Source organism: Gluconobacter cerevisiae, from assembly GCF_015244675.1.
GTDB lineage: Bacteria > Pseudomonadota > Alphaproteobacteria > Acetobacterales > Acetobacteraceae > Gluconobacter > Gluconobacter cerevisiae.
On record NZ_JABCQO010000013.1, the window covers coordinates 23,010 to 43,187 of the forward strand.

At 56.5% G+C, this 20,178-nt stretch carries 8 protein-coding genes and 1 riboswitch; of the genes, 6 read left to right on the plus strand and 2 right to left on the minus strand.

All coding sequences use genetic code 11. The features are described 5' to 3' along the window. Positions 1-27: 27 nt before the first annotated feature. Positions 28-8,463 (minus strand): GH36-type glycosyl hydrolase domain-containing protein, encoded by an 8,436-nt coding sequence (locus HKD21_RS12730; protein ID WP_228121472.1) that lies wholly within the window; start codon positions 8,461-8,463, stop codon positions 28-30. Positions 8,464-8,829: 366 nt separating this feature from the next. Here HKD21_RS12730 and HKD21_RS14405 point away from each other — a divergent pair, with 366 nt between their 5' ends. Further along, positions 8,830-10,185 (plus strand): superinfection immunity protein, encoded by a 1,356-nt coding sequence (locus HKD21_RS14405; RefSeq protein ID WP_215748059.1) that lies wholly within the window; start codon positions 8,830-8,832, stop codon positions 10,183-10,185. A gap of 7 nt (positions 10,186-10,192) precedes the next feature. On the opposite strand, the gene HKD21_RS12740 is transcribed toward HKD21_RS14405, so the two are convergent. Then, on the minus strand, positions 10,193-11,485 hold the full coding sequence (locus HKD21_RS12740) for a voltage-gated chloride channel family protein (RefSeq protein WP_194256006.1): 1,293 nt from the start codon (positions 11,483-11,485) through the stop codon (positions 10,193-10,195). A 36-nt stretch (positions 11,486-11,521) separates the two neighbouring features. Continuing rightward, positions 11,522-11,600, minus strand: a riboswitch (Fluoride riboswitch). A 172-nt stretch (positions 11,601-11,772) separates the two neighbouring features. On the opposite strand from HKD21_RS12740, the gene HKD21_RS12745 reads away from it, so the two are divergent. The 5 genes from HKD21_RS12745 to HKD21_RS12765 all read left to right on the plus strand — a co-directional run bounded on the left by HKD21_RS12745 (position 11,773) and on the right by HKD21_RS12765 (position 20,082). Further along, a complete protein-coding gene (locus HKD21_RS12745) occupies positions 11,773-14,409 on the plus strand; it encodes a M1 family metallopeptidase (protein WP_228121473.1) in 2,637 nt (878 codons plus the stop codon). 104 nt (positions 14,410-14,513) lie between these two features. After that, positions 14,514-16,154 (plus strand): ABC-F family ATP-binding cassette domain-containing protein, encoded by a 1,641-nt coding sequence (locus HKD21_RS12750; protein ID WP_194256007.1) that lies wholly within the window; start codon positions 14,514-14,516, stop codon positions 16,152-16,154. A gap of 739 nt (positions 16,155-16,893) precedes the next feature. Beyond that, on the plus strand, positions 16,894-19,224 hold the full coding sequence (locus tag HKD21_RS12755; RefSeq protein WP_194256008.1) for a glycosyltransferase: 2,331 nt from the start codon (positions 16,894-16,896) through the stop codon (positions 19,222-19,224). Between the two features lie 113 nt (positions 19,225-19,337). Beyond that, positions 19,338-19,745: a hypothetical protein gene (locus tag HKD21_RS12760; protein ID WP_194256009.1), complete on the plus strand. Its 408-nt coding sequence runs from the start codon at positions 19,338-19,340 to the stop codon at positions 19,743-19,745. A 13-nt stretch (positions 19,746-19,758) separates the two neighbouring features. Then, positions 19,759-20,082 (plus strand): hypothetical protein, encoded by a 324-nt coding sequence (locus HKD21_RS12765; protein WP_194256010.1) that lies wholly within the window; start codon positions 19,759-19,761, stop codon positions 20,080-20,082. The last annotated feature ends 96 nt before the right edge of the window (positions 20,083-20,178 follow it).

Genomic DNA, 20,178 nt, shown 5'->3' on the forward strand with positions numbered 1-20,178 from the left:
TCCCGCTCCGCGCAACTAACTGATTTTTCAATTTCTTTTCATGACAACCTCAATCAGGTGGACCGCTCCGTCATCTGTCAGAACAACCGCTTCTTCATTTCCCAAGAGGTTTCCGTTCTCCCGAACATCCAACACGCCCCGGCTGATCTGATCCGGATTGCTTACCTCAACCCGATAGGTGGCTGTCTTCCAGCGCAGCAGCACCTCAAAGCCCGGCCACTCCGGCGGAATGCAGGGCGAGAGAAGCAGTTTGCCGTCCTCGATCCGCACACCAAGCAGAACTTCCGTTCCCACGCGCTGCATCCATCCCGCCGAACCTGTGTACCAAGACCAGCCACCGCGCCCGACATGGGGTGCTGCGGAATAGACATCCGCCGCTACAACATACGGCTCCAGCCTGTAACACCCGGCGGCTACCTCATTCCGGGCGTGATGGACCGGATTGATGGTAGCGAACATCGCATGGGCAGCGGCGCCGTCTCCCAGCAGGGCTGTTGCCATGACGGTCCAGAGTGCCGCATGGGTGTATTGCCCACCATTTTCCCGAACGCCGGGCGGATAACCGCGGATATAGCCGGGATCAGGCTCGGATTTATCGAAGGGCGGCGTGAGGACCATGATGATTCCGTCGTCCAGCCTTACGAGTTGCTCCCGGACCGCCTGCATGGCCGATCTTGCCCGCTCGGGGTCTCCGATCCCTGAGATCACAGCCCATGACTGCGCGATCGCATCGATCCGCCCTTCCCGATTGAGATGGCTGCCCAGCGGCGATCCATCATCGAAATAGGCACGGCAGTACCACTCCCCATCCCAGGCGTTCTCCAGCCCGATCTTGAGTTCCTCAAGCGCCCAATGCCATGTCTCCAGACGGGCCTGATCGCCACGGGCTTCCGCATGAGGAATGAACGCCTTCAGCGCCGAGGACAGGAACCAGCCGAGCCATACGCTTTCTCCCCGACCGGCTTCGCCGACACGGTTCATCCCGTCATTCCAGTCGCCAGTGCCCATGAGCGGCAGACCATGCGCACCCCATGTCAGACTGTGATCGAGCGCTAAAGCACAATGTTCGTAAAGCGAGGCCCGGTTTTCCGCCGTTGAGGGCTGAAGGAAGCGTTCATGCTCGTCATTCGCCAGCACAGGAGCATCAAGGAAAGACAGTTCCTCATCCAGAACGCTCCGATCTCCACTGACACGCACATATTGCGCCACTGTAAAGGCCAGCCACGCACAGTCATCGGAGATGAGCGTCCGCACGCCGTTACCCTTCTGGGGCAGCCACCAATGTTGGACATCGCCTTCAACAAACTGCCGCGATGCTGCACGGAGCAGATGTTCCCTGACCAATGCAGGCGCAGAAGTCACGAGTGACATTCCGTCCTGAAGCTGATCGCGGAACCCGTATGCACCGCTTGCCTGATAGAACCCGGCCCGCGACCAGATACGGCTCGACAGGGACTGATACAACAGCCAGCCGTTGAGCATGATGTCCATCGAGCGGTCAGGAGTGCGGACCTGAATGGCTTCTGTAACAGAACGCCAGCCCTGCTTCACATCCTCCAGAACATCATCCAGATCTGCGGCCCGGTATTGCGCGATCAGTTTGCGGGCCTGCTCGACATTCTGTCCCTGCCCCAGAAGGAAAACAAATTCCGTCTCCTCACCCGCCGCCAGAGTGATACCCGTCTGCAAGGCCACACAGGGATCGACGCCTGCACCGACAAGACCCGGAAGATCGCTTCCCCGAATAATCGCGCGAGGGGCGGACAGACTTCCATAACGTCCAAGAAATGCCGTCCGGTCATCCATGCAGGAGGTCTGACGTCCTCCGAAATCCGCGAATGCAACACGGTCGCCGAACGTATCTCCCCATACATTCCGGGCGAATACGGCACCCGTTTCAGCATCGGTTTCCGAAAACACGAAAGGAGCCGCAGACATCCGGGCGCGACCAAGCACCCATTCCACATATGCCGTCATGCGCAGAGTCCGTGTCCGAGACGTCTGGTTCACCAGACGCAGCCTTGAAATCCTGATCGGATCTTCCCGTGGCACATACTGTATCAGCGTCGTGGCGATCCCATTCGCAACCCGTTCGAACCGACTGTAACCGCGGCCGTGATACGCAACATGGACCGCCGCTTCATCAGGGCAAACCGCTGCAACAGGCGACCAGAAAACCCGGCTTTCCTCATCGCACAGATAAAAAGCCTCTCCCGGCGGATTGCTGACGGGGTCGTTGCTCCAGGGTGTGAGCTGGTTTTCACGGCTGTTTTCAGACCATGTATAGCCGCTTCCTTCTGCTGAGACCTGAAACCCGAAATGTGGATTTGAGATCACGTTGATCCACGGCGCCGGCGTGGTGCGACGTCCCCGCAGGATCACGGCATATTCCGTCCCCCCGGCCGTAAATCCTCCATATCCATTTGAAAGTTCGAGTTCCGGAAGAGCAGGAGCCTCGCCTGTAGTCCGATAAGGCCGGAAGAGCGCCTCTTTCGTCAAAGCTGTCCTGTCATGCCGGATCGTTTCGGCGCGGGTGATCTGATATTGTAGACTCCCTCCCTTTCCGGGAAGGACCACACGCGCAGCAGAGTACAGAAGCTCCTTCACGACACCTGACATCAGGCTGCCCCGTAGCAGATGGACGCCCCCGGCCCCGCCGCCCACCGAGGAGGATCTGACGAGCGTTTCAAGCGCCTGCTGAAGATCCTGCGCATAGGATGTCGGATGTTCGTTCAGGATGACCACATCCACGGCCAATGCCTTGATCCGGAAATATTCCTGTGCTCTGAGCACCGTACGGGCAAGCTCGAAGTCCTCGCTTTCACTCACGACAAGCAGCAGGATCGGAAGATCGCCCGACAGACCCTGCCCCCACAGATCGGTCTGCCGCCCGGCTCCACGCCGGATCCGTTCAGGAGATGCCCGCAGTGTCGGGCCCGCGTAAAGCAGGAAGCTCGCCAGCTTCTGAAACAGATCTGCCTGAGTGGGGCGGATGTCGAGATGCCGTAACTGGACCTGTGCATGCGTCCAGGCCAGCGTCAGCGCGCGGTCGAGATCCGCCGCGTCCTGATGCCGCTCGATACTGTCCATCAGCGCCGCCCGCGTCGAGGCCACGATCGTCCAGAACGACACCCGGCGTGTGGCCCGTGGTGGGACCGCCAGTCTGCACCTCACGGCAAAAGTCGCATCCAGTACCGTACCGGTACTGCCCGAAAGTTCCGAAGCTCCCTGCAACGCGAGGGGCGCCCGAAGATTGCGACCCCGACCCACAAACCGTGCACGATCCGTCTCGATAGAGAGAGTTCCGCCCCCCACAACCAGACATGCGGCCCAGATTTCCTGCTCCCCCGGACTGCGACGGCGGCGCGTGGCAATAATGGCGCGCTGCGAGGGAAGATATTCCGTCTGCACGAACATGCGGGCGAAAGCGGGATGGGCAAGGTCGGTTTCCGGCGGGCACAGCGCCAGCTCGACATAGGACGTCACCTCGATCTCAACAGTCGCCTGACCCGTATTCCTGACGGAAACACGACGCAGTTCCGCATCGTCCTCCGCAGAAACCAGCACATCCATCGTCGTCGTCAGCTCGCCATCCTGCCGCAGATACGTGGCGCGATCCTCGCGGAACTCAACGCTGCACTGATCTGCCGGAACCCCGCAGGGTTGAAAACCGGCGGACCATACACGGCCACGTCCGATATCCCGCAGATAGACATAAGATCCCCAGTTATCGAGCGTTCCATCCTCACGCCAGCGCGTCACCGCCTGCCCGTTCCAGCGGCTGTAGCCCGACCCAGCAGCAGTCAGCATGACACTGTAGCGACCATTGGAGAGAAGATGAGTCACGGGAGGGGCATCCACATCCAGCGTGATCTGCCGGCCGCCGGGAGCCTGTCCCGTAGAGGCCGGAGGCGGGAGCAGTTTCTCTTCCTTTAGCGGACGCGTTATAGCCCCCCCGATCGGCGCACGTTCCTGAAGCAGAAGCTCGGCAGCCCCCATCATGGGCTCCGCATGAAACCGTCTGCGCATGATTCCGTCCAGAATGGTATCTGCAAATGCCAGAATGGACATGCCCTGATGATGCGCCATGTAGGAGCGGATGATCGCAGGATTTTCTCCCGGCCGCAGACGCTCTTTCGTGTAGTCCAGAGCCTCGTAAAACCCGAATGCCCCCTGGGCTCCGAGCGCCTTCAGGCGAACGAAATTCGCCACGGCTTTACGGGCATTGACCATAGCGGCAAGCGCCGTCGCATAGGGCGCGATCACGAGGTTCTGCGCAAGCCCCCGCTTCATCCCCAAACCCGGTACGCCGAAGTTGGAATACTGGTAATTATAGTCCAGATCCCGGGCGTTATAGGCTGACTCCGAGATGCCCCAGGGTGTTTCGCGCGCCTGTCCATATTCGATCTGACGCCTGACGATCTGTCGGCTGGTCCCCTCCAGAAGACTGTCGAACGGTGCCGCCATAACCAGAGAGGGCATGAGGTATTCGAACATGGAGCCCGACCACGAGACAAGGGCCTCTCCCCGCGCCACGGCAGCAACAGGCCGCCCCAGCCGGAACCAGTCCCGGGCAGGAACATCGCCTTTCGCAATCGCGAAGAACGAAGCAAGTCGTGCTTCAGACGCAAGCAGGTCGTAGCAATTGTCGTCCAGAACCCCGTCATTGACGACGTACCCAATCGACAGCAGACCACGCTCACGGTTACGGAGAAAGCCGAACTCCATATCAAGTGCCATGGTCCGGGCCTGCTCGGCCAGTTCCCGCAACAATCCGGCTGTCTGCTGTATGGTGGCGCCGTCTCTCTGATCGCTACGGATGCTGTTCTGTGCAGCCTGCAACCAGAACAGGACACTCTCTGCTCCTCCTGCCAGATCAATATCCCTGTCAGCCGCCTTCTGCCCTCTGCTCCCGTTCAGAGACTGCGCTGCTTCCCCCGCACGCGCGACAAGAGCCATCAGCTTCTGTTCTACAAAAATCTGCCCGGCAGCATTCTCCAGCAACTCATGCAGCAGCGACCGGATATCCTGCGCAATGCTGGTCATACGAAAAGCGTTACCATTCGCGGACAGTTCTTCCTGAGCCAGAGTCAGAGCGTCCTGAACACCCCGTCTCCAGCCGTCAGGCGAACGGCCCTTATGCTCCCATTCCACAAAGGTCCGGCCCAGCGTGATCAGATGGCCTGCCAGATTGCCGCTATCGACAGTCGAGACATATACCGGTGCGAGAACGGAAAGGTCTTCCGTGCTATACCAGTTATAGAAATGGCCCCGATACTTCGGCAGACGGACCATTGTCGTGAGTGTTTCCTGCACGCGCTCCACGGCTTCCGCCATGCCAATCCAGCCAAAGTCATGCGCGGCGACAACGCATAGAAGATACAGTCCCATATTCGTGGGCGATGTTCTGCGTGCGAGCAGAGCAGCGGGCTCTTCCTGAAAATTGTCCGGCGGCAGACAATGATCCGATTCCGTGACGAAAGTCTCGAAATACTTCCATGTTCTCCGCCCCTGAAGGCGCAGGACAGCCGTTTCGTCCACGGTTGCTTCAAGCCTACGGGCTGAGACGCTGTACTGGCTCGTCTTCCAGGCAAAAACCGGCGACAGAACCCAGACACAGGCAAATGGCAGAATCACAATCCACACAAGAGGCGCCATCAGAGGCATCAGGACAAAAGCGAAAGCGCCGAGAAGGATGGCTCCGCCCATCTGGCGCACATATCCCATCAGGCTTTCCCGTGGTGCCTCGGCAGCCTGCGCCGCCGTTACCCATTGCAGGAGATGCCTGCGTGTGACGAACACCCTTGCAAGTGTGCGAACGATCGCATCTCCCATCAGGCATGCCTGATCGGCCAGGAACACCAGGCAGAGCGCGGTGGTCAGAACAGTGCGTTTCAGGTCTGTGCCGAGCAGGGCCAGATAACTGTCAAGCGTCTCTCCCTGCCGGAAGCGAAACGCGTCAATCAGCAGTGGCAGAATGGCGGGAATGGCGACGGTTGCAACAATGCACATTGTCCAGACGAACGCATCATGGCCCCCCAGCATCCAACCTGCGAACAGGGCCGCGACGGCCATGGGTGCGGACAGACTGCGCCGCAGGTTATCGAGCATTTTCCAGCGCGCGATACCCGTCATGGGCGTTGAGCGTATACCGATCGTCGGAAGCCGTCCCATCCATGAAAAGATCCATGGCAGAAGCTGCCAGTCCCCCCGGGCCCACCGGTGCAGGCGGGAAGCTGAAACCAGATAGTCTGTCGGGAATTCCTCGATGACTTCGATATCGGTTACAAGCCCGGCGCGGGCGAAAACACCTTCGAACAGGTCATGACTCAGCAGTGTTCCTTCAGGCACGCGTCCGGCCAAGGCCGCCTCGAACGCATCAATGTCGTAGATCCCTTTTCCGGCAAATGAGCCTTCAGAAAACATGTCCTGATACAGGTCAGAAACAGCGGCGGTGTAAGGTTCGATCCCGTTGGGGCTGGAAAAAACCCGCTGAAACAGCGTGCTGCTCCGCGCCTTCGGCAGAGAGGGCGTCACGCGCGGCTGGAGGATGCCGTAGCCTTCTACGACAGCACCCCGCTCCGGATCGAAGCTCGCCTTATTCAGAGGATGCGCCAGTTTACCGACCAGACGCCGGACCACTTCGTAAGGCAGACGCGTGTCGCTATCGAGCGTTACGACATACCGAACTCCTTCTGGAATCCGTTGCCCAGGAAGCAGCATGAAACTCGTATCCTGCGCCCCACGCAGAAGACGGTTCAACTCATGCAGCTTGCCACGCTTACGCTCCCAGCCGATCCACTTGCCTTCGCCTTCCGACCATTTCCTGCGACGGTGCAGCAGCAGGAAACGGTCAGGAGCACCATCAATCGCTCCGTCAGTCCGTCCGTAAATCCGGTTCAGCCGCTCAATACCCTGCACGGCCTGATCCAGCAGATCTTCATCTCCGGCGCGGTGTTCGGAAGACCAGTCCGTCCAGTCCGTCAGCAGCGCAAAACAGATATCTCCGTCCCGGCTGGCGAGGTAATGTTTTTCAAGACGATCAACCATTTCCTGGACCGCCTGACGGTGCGTCAGAAGGGTCGGCACCACGACCATCGTCCTCAGTTCCGCCGTAATGCCCTGTTTGAGTTCCAGCGCCGGAAGTTCTGAAACCGTAATGGCCCACATCAGAAAACGGTTCATTCCGGAAACCACGGCATCCGAAGCCGGGATGAAGCCCAAAACAAGCAGAAGCAGGAACACGCGTCCCGGCAGATAGCCGTTCATGAGCGACAGAAACGCCGCCAGCAGAAGAAGTGTCAGAAGCGTTACCGCAATGCTGTAGCCGGTAATGCCAAGCTGGCGGCTGATCTTCCCGACCTGAACCCGCAACGGCGCACGAAACCCCAGTTCCTGCTCAAGAGCCGGACGTCCCTCCGCAATCAGATAATATCCGGGGTCAGCACGCCGTGGCTCCGCAGGGTATTCAACGCGGGCGTTCTGCGCTTTTGCAACCGCCAGAGTGGCAATGTCACATTCTGAGAACTGTGATCCTTTCGCGAGTTTTTCGACAGCCCGGCAGTAGAGGTGGCGCGTCGTCAGATCCATCCCGGCAAATTCGCCGTGGGCCGCCAGCGTCCTGCTGACGAGGCTGACATCCTCGACTAGATCGTTCCAGTCGGTCGTCGTCATGAGCCGGATACTGTTGATGATATTGCGGATTGTCGCGTTCAGTCCCCCCTGTTCCTGCATCTCCTCATGAACGATCGTCTCCAGATCCGTTCCTTTTTCCTGGAGCACTCCGTCAAGCCACAGAAAAGCAGGGTCCTTCTGCGGGTCATGTCCTCGCAGACGATGGGCGAACTGAACGAGAAAAGCGCGCGAGAGCGTGTGGGTCTCAACGCCGGCCAGAACCTGCATGGTCTGCGGACCATTGGCGCCCCCATTTTCCGTCAGGGCATCGACAAGAGTATCAGCCTTCTCCCGCGCTTTCAGGTCAGCACTGATCTTCTGTGAAATACGCCGCAGGTTTTCGATCAGAACGATACGCATGTTGATCGGGACAGCCCAGAGTTCCCGGATCAGCAAAGGTTGGGTCTGCTGGTAGGTTTCGAGAAACTCGCGGATCGTTTCCGTACTGATATGGCTGTCCGTATGCGCCACCAGCGCCCAGGCGATCTCGAACACGCGGGGCAGGCCGGAAAAGGCGCCATCCACCAGTTTTGGCAGATCGCGGTAATATCCGACAGGTAATTCGACCTTAATGGTCTGGATCTGCATATCCATCAGATAATAGTTGTCGATCAGCCATTCGGCTGCTGGTGTCAGCTGCTTTCCCTGCTCCGATGCGTGGGACAGAACGATATTGGCGTCCTGCAACACTCGCGCATTGTCGTTCAGACGGGCGATCAGAGGGCTGCCATGAGTGCCAAACCCGGTTCGGGCATGGGAGACCGCCAGACTGTGAGCATGCACCCTCATCCGGTCCATCCCAAACAGATCTGCCCGGATAGGGTTTTCATTCGCCCAGCAGCTCCGCACATACGCTTCTGCTTTTGACGCCCACCGGAACCGAGAGGAGACCGATGTGAAGGATGCCTGCAATTTGAGAATTTCTGTTCTGATCGACATCTTACCGCCTCCATCTCCGGAATGGAGAACCATCCAGACGTCTGCAACCGAATTGAGAAGGCTGTTTTCAGCAACAGGTTCTTGTTATTTCTTTTGTGACTGATCACGTTTCCTTGCTGTTGAGGAAATGTCTGGTAAAAACTGCAACTGTTTGAAAGCGTTACTGGAGATACTTCAGAACTGTCTGACTACGGGGATGACGAGACATTGTACGATATGAAGCAAAAACGACCCACGGCCATGGTCGTCAGAGTGTTCGCAAGCGCCTTGGTGGGTGTCGCGCTAACAGGTATTTCATCCCATGCGAAAGCAGCGCCCGACCGCACACTTCAGCCTCTCGCTCATGCCGAGTTGGAAAATAAATCCCATACCACCCTCTCCGCGCGGGGTATTGTCGCGGCACTGGATGTCAGACACACAACAAACTGCAATGTGCCCGTCGTCTGGGCGAATGCGAATTCCAGCCCGACATCTCCTTGCAGCATGGCCTTCCTGACACTTCGTACGCCCGGCGACACACAGGCGCACGCATCTTCTTTTCCGCTGACGCCCTACGGAACGGAAGACGACGGCATGGCGCAGCTCAGAATGTCTTTTCGGCAGCTTGACGCTTCTTCACCGTTTCCGCAGGTCATGGTCTCCGCCTATACGGGTGGGGCGCATTGCTGCTCCCTCACCTCCATTTTTGATCTGCGTTCCAACGGGCGCTGGCAGCATCTCGAACTGGGATCGATGGACGGTGATGGTGAGCCAGAGGTTGTAGATGTCACAGGGAATGGACAGCAGGAAATCCTGACCGTCGATCAGTCTTTTCTCTATGCCTTCGCATCCCATGCTGGATCGGAAGCACCTGTTGTGATTTCGCGCTATCACGATGGTGTTCTACAAAACGTGACACGCGATCCGGTCTACCGGGACTATCTTACCAAAAATCTGGCAGACAGGCGCCGTAACTGGATACGATCCGGGCGTTTCGAGCCGAATGGTTTTCTGGCCTATGAGGTCGCGACCATGGCCAATCTGGGCAAATTCTCCGAAGGCTGGCACGATATGCTGGCTCATGCGCAATCTACGAAAGAGTCCGGATTTGGGCTGTCTTTATGTGATCTCAAACCCGCCGCAGAAAAACAGAATGGTCACGGCTGCTCGGTCAAAGAAAAAGAACTGCTTCCGTTTCCCGAAGCTCTCTCGGCTTTTCTTGTCCAAAGCGGCTATATAACGCCTGAACAGGCTGCTTCGGTCAGAGAAACCCAGAGTTCTGCTAGCGCGCCTCCGCCATCAACGGCATCCGCCCCGCAGAACCCACCGCTCCCATCATCTGCGGCGGCTCGGCCTACGGCAACGAATTCCGACACGGCTGTTTCGGACAAACCAACCAGATCCGGCACTCTATTCGCCGTTCTCGCTGGCCTTGGACTGGCTCTTTATCTTCTCCCAATTCTGATCGCTTACAAACGCGATACTGTCGATCAACGAAAAATTGCGATCATAACGGTCCTGCTGGGCTGGACGATCATCGGATGGATCGCAGCTCTTGTCATGGCTCTCACCCAGCATTCACGAAAAGCATAGACAGCGCTCAGTTTTTGCTCCGCGCCTCTCGCAGCGTCATGACCCCGACCCGCTGTGAGAGGTAAATCCCGGTTTTTCCTGAAAAGGCACAGGCCACGAAACATCCGATCGCGAAATAGGCGATATCCGCTGCCCCAAATAACTCCACACCCATCAGGGTACAGGCCAGAGGCGTGTTTGCCGCGCCGGCAAAGACCGACACGAACCCCACAGCAGCGAGCAGGTCCATCGGCATATGCAGCACATGGGCCAGAGCATTTCCCGACGCGGCGCCAAGAAAAAATAGTGGCGTGACTTCCCCGCCCTTGAACCCACTCGCCAGAACGACAACCGTAAACACCAGCTTCCAGAACCAGGACCAGGGATAGAATGCAGACCCGAAAAAACTGACAATGGACGCTCCACCGGGTTCTGCCGGAAGAACGCCCAGCCCAAGATAATCTCTATTGCCAACGACCATCACCAGAAGAATGGTCGCAATCCCCCCAATGGCCGGGCGCAGCCATGATCTCGGACAGACTGTTTTCATGAGCGCCGCCAGACGATGCACGCTCTCGGCAAAGATCCAGCTCAGGCAACCGAAGACAACAGCCGCACCTGCAACCTTCGCAGCCAGCACAGGATTAACGTGCAACAGCGAGCCGTCGGCGGTCAGTGTTCCCTGAAACATCAGAGGATAGAAAACGTGGTGCACACCCCATGCCCGGCAGGACCAATCGGCTATGACAGAGGTCATGACCGCAGGCAGAAGAAACCGGTAGTCAAGCCGACCGAGTGTCAGAACTTCAAGAGCGAAAACCGCTCCTGCCACGGGGGTTCCGAAGACGGAACCAAATCCGGCAGCAATGCCACAAACCAGCAGGGCGCAGCGTTCTGAAGAACGAAGTCTGAGCAGCCGCGCCGTCGCACTCGCCAGACTGCCTCCAACCTGTATAGCGGTCCCTTCCCGCCCGACAGACGCGCCGAAAAGATGGCTCACAACCGTCGCGATCAGCACGAAAGGCGCCATGCGGAGTTGAACTCCAGCCCCCGGCTCGTGGATTTCATCCACGATCAGGTTCGCCCCGCCCTCCACATCCTGTCCGAACCAGAAATACCATAACCCGACCGCCACCCCTGCCAGAGGAAGGCCGAACAGCAGAACCGGATGAGCGATCCTGCAAGCGGTTACGATATCCAAGAGCCACAAAAACAGGGCGCAGATACTGCCGATACACACCGACAGCATGATGAGGACAGCACCCGTCCGGCAATAATCGAGAATACTGGAAAAACGGAATTGGTTCTCAACGTCGTTCATGGCGGACGCATGTCTCCTGTCTTGTGCCGCGCAGGGCGTTGGACAGGAATCATCAGCTTCCGGATGAAGCGGTTCGACCGTGAAAGGTCAGGCAGAATCCATTGCCTTCAGATAGGAAAAAAGCCTCTCAACGCCCGATCTGTCAAGAGATCCGCTCGCCCGGCAGATGACAAGGTTTTAAGGGGACGGCACTTTCCAGCATGACAGGGGTATGCCACCGTAACCGTAACAAAAACGAACGGCCCGATCCGTTCTTCCATCCGGCTGATTTTAAGGATTTGCATATCATGCGTCGCCTTCTGGTTCTCACCACCCTTCTGGCAGGGCTACCCTTCACGGTTGCAGCGCATGCCGAAGAAACCTTCTCCTTTGCCACGACACCGGGGCAGCTTCCCAAAACCGTTGTGCCGACGGATTATGTCATCGATCTGACGACCGACATGGATCATCTGACCCTTCAGGGTGAAGAAATCATCCGGATCGAAGTCCAGACCCCGACTGCGGATATCACGCTCAATCAGGCAGGCCTCAAGCTGGCAAGCGCTCTGCTCGACAACTCCGAGAAAGCCGTCATCCGTCAGGACGACGCCGCAGAGACGGTCACACTGCACTTCCCGGCCCCCGTTCCGGCTGGCGTGCATACGCTGGCCATCAAGTATTCCGGTCCGATCCTGAAGACGCCCAACGGCATTTACGTTGACGACTACACGGACCCCAAGGGCAAGCCGCAGCGGATGCTTGTCACACAATTCGAAGTCGCCGATGCCCGCCGCATGTTCCCCGGATGGGACGAACCGGCCTTCAAGGCGACATACCAGTTGAACGTAACGCTTCCGTTCGAATATGCCGCCGTGAGCAACATGCCGATCATCGGTACGACACAGCAGGATGAAAAGACAAAGCGCGTCTCTTTCACTGCAACCCCGCGCATGTCGAGCTATCTGCTGGCGCTGGTGGCGGGCGACATGGCTTCTGTCGATGGCAAGGCAGACGGCACGCCTCTGCGCGTCTTTGCACCGACCGGCCTTGAAAATCAGGGCACTTACGCTCTGGGCGCTGCGGAAAAAATCCTGCCTTATTACAACGACTATTTTGGTATCAAATACCCACTGCCGAAAATGGACATGCTGGCCATCCCCGGCAATTATCAAGCGGGCGCGATGGAAAACTGGGGCGCGCTGACCTATATCGACAACGTCCTGCTGTTCGATCCGAAGAACAGTACGCCCCGCACCCGCGAACTGATCTATGAAGTCGTCGCACACGAAATGGCGCATCAATGGTCTGGCGATCTGGTGACCATGGGCTGGTGGGACAATATCTGGCTGAACGAAGGCTTTGCGTCGTGGATGGAAATCAAGGCGACGGACAAGATGAACCCGGAATGGGACATCTGGCCGCGCCAGCACGAAACTCGTGAAAGCACGATGGCGACAGACGCCCTGTCCACCACCCATCCGATCCAGCAGACCATCCACAATGTCAGCGAAGCCAATTCCGCCTTTGACGGCATCAGTTACGGCAAGGGCGAACTTGTCATCCGCATGATGGAAGGCTGGCTGGGCGAAGACCATTTCCGTGACGGAATGCGTGCCTATATGAAGGCCCATGCTTACGGAAATGCCACCAGTCAGGACCTCTGGAATGCCCTGTCACAGGCCTCAGGTCAGGATGTCGGCAAGGTCGCGCGCAGCTTCACAGAACAGCCCGGTATCCCGCAGGTCAATGTCGCGGCGATCTGCCAGAACGGCCAGACGACATATACTCTGACGCAGAGCCGCTTCACGATCCACGATCCCAATGCGAAGGCCTTGACCTGGAACATTCCGGTTGTCGCAGGCGGTCCGGGACTTGAGACCAAAAAGCTGGTCCTCGGTGCTGAACCCGTAACCTTCACCCTGCCTCGCTGCAACGCCCCCCTCAAGCTCGATCTGGGCGAGAGCGGCTATTACCGCGTGCATTACGACGACGTGGCTTTCGCACCGATCGCCGCCTCGATTTCGAAATTTGCACCGGTGGATCGCGCCAACATTCTTGGCGATCAGTTCGCCCAATTCCGGGCCGGTCATGGCAACCTGTCTTCCTATTTCGATCTCGTGGACCGCCTGACCGCAGCGCATGAGAGCGACATCGCCACGCTTGAAGAGATCATCGGCAAGCTGGAAACGCTTGATACCTATGAAATCAACAGCCCGGATCGTGCCACATTTCAGGCCTACGCTCGCAGCCGCCTTGCTCCCGTGCTGAAGCGTCTGGGCTGGGACCAGAAGCCGCATGAAAGCGTGCTGGACACAATGCTCCGTCCGTCCGTGATTTCGGCTCTTGGAAACTTCAACGATCCCGCAGTCCTGGCAGAAGCCAAGCGCCGTTTCGCGACATGGCTCAAAAACCCGGCCTCCCTGCGCCCCGATCTGGTCGGTACGGTCTCGGCTCTGGCGATGAAGCATGCCGATGCTGCAACCTATGACATCATGGCAACAAAAGTTCGCGACACGCAGGCCACGGAAGTCAAGCTGCGTCTGTTTCAGGCTCTCGCCAACGCCACGGACCCTGATCTGATCCGTCGCAATGTTGAACTGGCCTATAGCGGCGCTATCCCGAACGGTCGTATTTCCATGGCCCTGTCATCAATCGCCTCTGCCAGCGAAAACCCGGATCTCGTCTGGAAGCTCGTTCGCCAGCATGAAGCCGAAATCCGCACGCATCTGGCCCCTTGGTCACAGGACGGGTTCCTTCCAGCCATCGCAGCCCATTCCAACAATCCGGATATTCTCACCGAACTTCAGAAAGACCCGTCTTCCACGAAGACAACCGGTGCGAAAATCGCCACGGCTCATGCGGTCAATGCCGTTTCAGCCCGCAAAGAAGCCGTTCAGGCAGCCCAGAGCCAGATCCACGACTGGCTTGCCACTCACACTCACTAACACTCCAACGAGGCGGAAAAGATCCGCCTCGTCCCTGTCCGGGGCGGTAAAACTGCTATAGACGTGGCTCTCTTGTTTTACCCGCCACCGGACCATCCTGCCCCATGCTTCAGATCGAAAACCTTGTCTTCAACGCCTGGGGACGACAGTTCTTCAATCGTGCAAGTGCGAACCTTCCCAACCCGTCCAAGGTGTCGCTGGTTGGCCGGAATGGCGTCGGAAAATCCACGCTTTTCAAACTGATCAAGGGTGAGCTTCAGCCGGATTCCGGTGAAGTCGTCATCCCCCGAGCTGCCCGCGTCGCAACCGTGGATCAGGAACATCCCGCGACGCCCATCAGCCTGATCGATACGATCCTCGCAGCCGATACGGAACGTGCAACCCTCATGGCAGAGCTGGAAACGGCCGATCCGGAGCGGATGGGTGATATCTGGATGCGTCTGATCGAAATCGATGCAGACAGCGCCCCTTCCCGCGCAGCAGAAATCCTCAACGGTCTGGGCTTCTCAACGGAAGACCTCGACCGTCCAATGGCCGAATTCTCCGGTGGTTGGCGGATGCGTGTAGCTCTCGCCGCCGCACTCTTCGCCGAACCCGACCTGCTGCTGCTTGATGAGCCGACGAACTATCTCGATCTCGAAGGCGCCTTATGGCTGGAAGCGCGCCTCGCTCGATACCCGCATTCCGCGCTCATCATCAGCCATGACCGCGAACTGCTGAACAATTCCGTGGACTTCACGCTGCATGTCACGGAAGGCAAGCTGGAACTCTACACCGGCGGCTACGACGATTTCGAGCGTCAGCGTGCCGAAAAAATCCGTTTGCAAAGCGCTACCCGCGCCAAGCAGGAAGCTGAGCGGGCCCATCTCCAGTCTTTTGTGGATCGCTTCAAAGCTTCGGCCGCCAAGGCGGCACAGGCCCAGAGCCGCGTGAAACGTCTTGCCAAACTGGCTCCCATCGAAACAACGATCGAGGCCTCAGTCTCACCATTCCTCCTCCCGTCTCCCGCCCGCCCACTTGCACCGCCCTTGATCAGGCTGGAGAACGTCGAAGTCGGCTACGCAGACGATCCCGCCATCCTGCGCGACCTGAACCTCAGACTGGATGTGGATGACCGCATTGGCTTGCTCGGCGTTAACGGTGCCGGCAAATCCACTTTTGCGAAGATGATCGCAGGTGCCCTTGAAGTCCGCTCCGGAGAAGTCTCGCGCTCTCCCCGCATTGAGGTCGGCTGGTTCCATCAGCATCAGATCGAGGCGCTCGATCCGGAACAGACGCCACTGGACATCATGCGTGAAGCCCGTCCGACGGACAGCGATCAGTCTCACCGCTCCCGTCTGGCACAGTTCGGCATTCATTTCGAAAAGCAGGGCACCAAGGTTGAAGCCCTGTCTGGCGGCGAACGTGCCCGCCTGCTGCTGAACATGGTGGCTATGGCTGCCCCGCACTTGCTGATCCTCGATGAGCCAACCAACCATCTGGATATCGACAGCCGCAGGGCCCTTCTGGACGCTCTGAACAACTATGAAGGTGCGGTTATTCTCATCACCCATGACCGTTCTCTTATGGAACTGGTTGCAGACCGGCTCTGGCTTGCGGCGGACAACCAGATCGTGCCTTTCGATGGCGATATGGACGACTACGCCAAATTCGTTATCGAGCGCGCAAAAGGTGGAACATCTGCTCCGTCTCAAAATGCTGCCAAGGAAAAACGCTCAAAGAATAAGAAAAATAAAAGAAAATAATAATATTGATTTGAAAAAAATAAAATGATCTATGAAAATGTAGATCATTTTTAGTCTGACTGTCAGACAAATTCATAATCGAATTATTTTTATAATCATAAACTCTTATTGAAAAATTATTTCAAAAAACAAAAGAATATCTAATAATGAACGATTAAAATGATCAGAAAATCCAATATAATTATCAAATTTATTCTATGCCTTATTAATATTTCTCAACCTAACACGGTGAATTCATAACGGGTATTTTATAAGATTATCTCAAGTCGCATATCAGATAATGTGTCGAGAAAAATCAAGATAGGATTCCAGTCTCTTTAAGACCATTTCTCATCAATTATTATAAAAAATATGAAAACCCAGCCCTGCCAATCAAACCCAAGAAACCTTTCAAACGATAGAATACTATTCGATCATTCCAATACGGGCTAAACGTACACGAACCAGCCATGACGAGATGAAATCAGTTATTATCCATTCTCAAAATACCCATATCGTCAATATTTTGCGAGTTTCGTTCTTACATCACATACCAAGACAGGCAAAACCCTTGTGAGAAACGCGGGTTAGCGTATTCTATTGACTTCAGCATCATTTCCGGTCGTTGAAAACATCCTTGGAGCCAGCAGCAGTCATTATGGTCACCTCATCCAGCCCTCTGACCTCCTTGTCCAAAACGGCAGAAAACGAACAGCCCCACTGTCGAGTTGCTCTCTTCACTATCTGTTCCAACAATTACATGCCCGCAGCTCGCGTTCTTATGGATTCGGTGGCAAAATTACACCCCGAATTTCAGCTTTTCATCGGGCTTGCAGACAAGATGGTCGACTGGGATGGCCTTTACGATGGTCCGGCCTCCATTATTGAAGCTGATACACTTGATATTCCCGATTTTAAGACTTTTGCTTTCCAATACGACATTATGGAATTCAATACGGCTATCAAACCGTTCCTGATGGAACACCTTCTGGTCGCTCAGGGATTTGATCGTGTCTTCTATTTTGATCCCGATATTCTCCTTCTCAATCGCCTCGATCTTCTGCTTGCTCACTTTGATGAGGGCGCTTCACTTCTCCTAACTCCACATCTGCATTGTCCGGCGGAAGGAGATGCAGATCCCAATGACATTACGATCATGCGAGCCGGTGTGTATAATCTCGGCTTTCTCGGCGCCTCTCGTTCGGCAGAAACCCTCAACGTAATCCGCTGGTGGATGCGACGCCTGCATCGCACCTGCATCAACGCCCAGGAACAGGGAATTTTTGTAGACCAGAAATTCATGGATCTGGCGCCCTGCTTTGCACCCAATACCCATATCATTCACAATCCCGGAATGAACCTCGCATACTGGAATTTGGCGCAGGTCACCTTCAGACAGAATGATAATGCATGGACGGCCAATGACGACCCACTGGTATTTTTCCATTTCAGCGGATTTGATCCCCGACACCCTGAATGTCTGAGCAAGCATTGCCGGCACTTCCGGACCAACATTGCTCCTCCCCTGCGTAATCTTCTGGATCGTTATTCCACGCTTCTCTTTTCAGCAGGATACGGCACAATTCCGGCGGCGCTTTATGCCTATGGCGCTTTCACAAGCGGAACGCGAATTCCGGAACATGCCCGACACATGTTCCGGGAAAACACTCCTGACTGGCCGTCCGATCCTTTTGAGACCTATGAAGCATATCTCCAACAACCCGCTCCAAGAGGCAGTCAGGACAAGGAAAATCTTGTCTTTACAAATTTCCAGCATTATCTCTGGAATTTCTTCGATAACCAGCGTCTTAATCTTGACCCAGAGCGGGCTGATCATCTCACCAGCCTGACACACTGGTATATCAAAAATGCCCGGTTCGAGCAGGGGCTGGACCACCGCCTTATCGAACCTGTAGCCTGCCGCTTTGGGCAGGTTCGGCCTGCCAAGGCTATAACCGCGTTTCATAAATCTGCGGATCATGCCGACATTTCCGTTGTGGGCTATCTCCAGACGACCAGTGGTGTCGGTACAGTTGCCCGCCACACGCTTCAAAATCTCGCCAAGTCTGGTTTGGCTGTGGAGGGCGTTGATGTCGCCTTTGGAGTGGTTTCGGATCGTTCTGACAGAAGCTGTACGCACCTGCTGAACGGTCGCGTGCGCGGTCGTATTCAGCTTTACGCCAACATCAATGCAGACCAGCTTCCTGCCATCCTCAAGCATCTCCAACCCATCACGGATCCTGGTTATAAAATCAGCATGCCGGCATGGGAACTTGAGGAATTTCCTGCGGAATGGCTGTCAGCTTTCGACGATGTCGATGAGATCTGGGCCCAGACCCGCTGGATACAGCGCATGCTTGCCGGCCGTCTGGACAAACCCGTCGTTTATATGCCGGTTGCGCTCACCCTTGATCTCCCGACAGCTCAACCGCGTGCGCGCTTCGGCCTGCCGGAAGACACGTTCCTCTTTTACTTCTCATTTGATTTTTTATCTTTCATCGAACGCAAAAATCCCGAGGGCATCGTCGCAGCGTTCCGGCAAATGCGGCAACAGCACGGAAAAGCCCATCGCTCCGCTCTCGTCATCAAAGCCATGAACGGAGATTTCGCCAAAGACCGCGAAGACGCTTTCCTGAAACTCATTGGGGACGACCCCGATATCATTCTCATCAACGGTGTGCTGTCACGCGCACACACCCTCTCCCTCATGACATGCTGTGACTGCGTCGTGTCGTTACACCGTTGTGAGGGTCTGGGCCTGGTTGTCGCTGAGGCCATGGCGCTGGGGCTTCCTGTCATTGCAACGGACTATGCAGCGACGACCGATCTTCTTTCTCCTGCCACAGGTTACCCCGTGGGCTATCGCCTTGTTCCTGTCAAAAAGGGTGAATATCCCTTCGGAGAGGGTCAGAGATGGGCTGATCCAGATATCGGACATGCTGCATGGCTGATGCGGCATGTCATGAACAATCCAGAAGAAGCGCAGCAAAAGGCCACCGCAGCACAGCAATTTATCCAGAAGACCTACAACGCCGAAATTGTTCTCAAGCAGCAGATGCAGCGTTTTGCCGAGCTGACCAAGAACACCTGAGTCTGCTCTCAAGAAGAAAAGAAGTTCTTATGTCCACGAGAAATCATGCCCAGCACAAACCTACCCCGCGTCCCGTACAAAAAGACACGCCCAAAAACAGGACGTCTCAACCGTTGGAATCTCTGAAGACGAATGCCATCGAGATGGCACGGGAAGCGCAATCCCGTGCGGAGCATGAAGCCACTTTTCTGAGAAATGAAGTCGAACGCCTTCACACTTCGGTCGCACGTCTTCAGGAACGCTGCGAAGATTACGCCATGCGCCTTGCCATGTCGCATGGTGGCCGTGAGGAACTGATCCACCTGCGCAGCAGGCTGTTCGAAACCTCCAGAGACCTTGATATTCCGAGAACTCATCCGGAAATTGTACCCAACAATGTTACAGACCAACTGCGCCTGCTTGTCGCGGAACGTGACGATGCCCGCATGTGGCTGGATGCCGTGCGCCGCTCCACGTCATGGCGCATGACACGCCCCTTCCGCGTTGTCATCCGCCTCGTAACATCCCGTCTCAGAGGCTGAATTAGAAAAACTGATGTCCGTATCCGCTTCTCGTGCCCATTTTCCAGCCTCCTTCATGCTTGTCGGCTGGAAAATGCTTCTGCCCGTCTTGGCAGCATTCATTTGCCTGACAGGGTGGTGGCAAGACGGACATCATCCCACGGCAGCGCTTCCGGGAAACGGGTGGTGGGGAGACTATGACCAGTCACATTACATCCACGCTGCCCTCTCCTTCGCCAAGGGCGAGTTCTCATCTGCGGAACAGTGGTACCTTCCCCTGTATCCCGCGCTCGCCGTACCAGGCGTGTGGCTACACCTCCCTGATCCGTTTCTCCCGCTGAACGGCTTTGTTGCGTAAATGCTCGGAGTGGATTCACGGAATGAATCCAGACTGGTAGCTGGGAGTGATGAGCAAGCCGAAAGCCACGCGATACCGTACGACGAACTGGTCCTC

Bases quoted from the DNA above. Each gene is read 5' to 3' on its own strand.
- HKD21_RS12730 (WP_228121472.1), bottom strand. From the start codon at position 8,463: ATGAGGGTGCATGCTCACAGTCTGGCGGTCTCCCATGCCCGAACCGGG.
- HKD21_RS14405 (WP_215748059.1), top strand. From the start codon at position 8,830: ATGAAGCAAAAACGACCCACGGCCATGGTCGTCAGAGTGTTCGCAAGC.
- HKD21_RS12740 (WP_194256006.1), bottom strand. From the start codon at position 11,485: ATGAACGACGTTGAGAACCAATTCCGTTTTTCCAGTATTCTCGATTAT.
- HKD21_RS12745 (WP_228121473.1), top strand. From the start codon at position 11,773: ATGCGTCGCCTTCTGGTTCTCACCACCCTTCTGGCAGGGCTACCCTTC.
- HKD21_RS12750 (WP_194256007.1), top strand. From the start codon at position 14,514: ATGCTTCAGATCGAAAACCTTGTCTTCAACGCCTGGGGACGACAGTTC.
- HKD21_RS12755 (WP_194256008.1), top strand. From the start codon at position 16,894: ATGCCCGCAGCTCGCGTTCTTATGGATTCGGTGGCAAAATTACACCCC.
- HKD21_RS12765 (WP_194256010.1), top strand. From the start codon at position 19,759: ATGTCCGTATCCGCTTCTCGTGCCCATTTTCCAGCCTCCTTCATGCTT.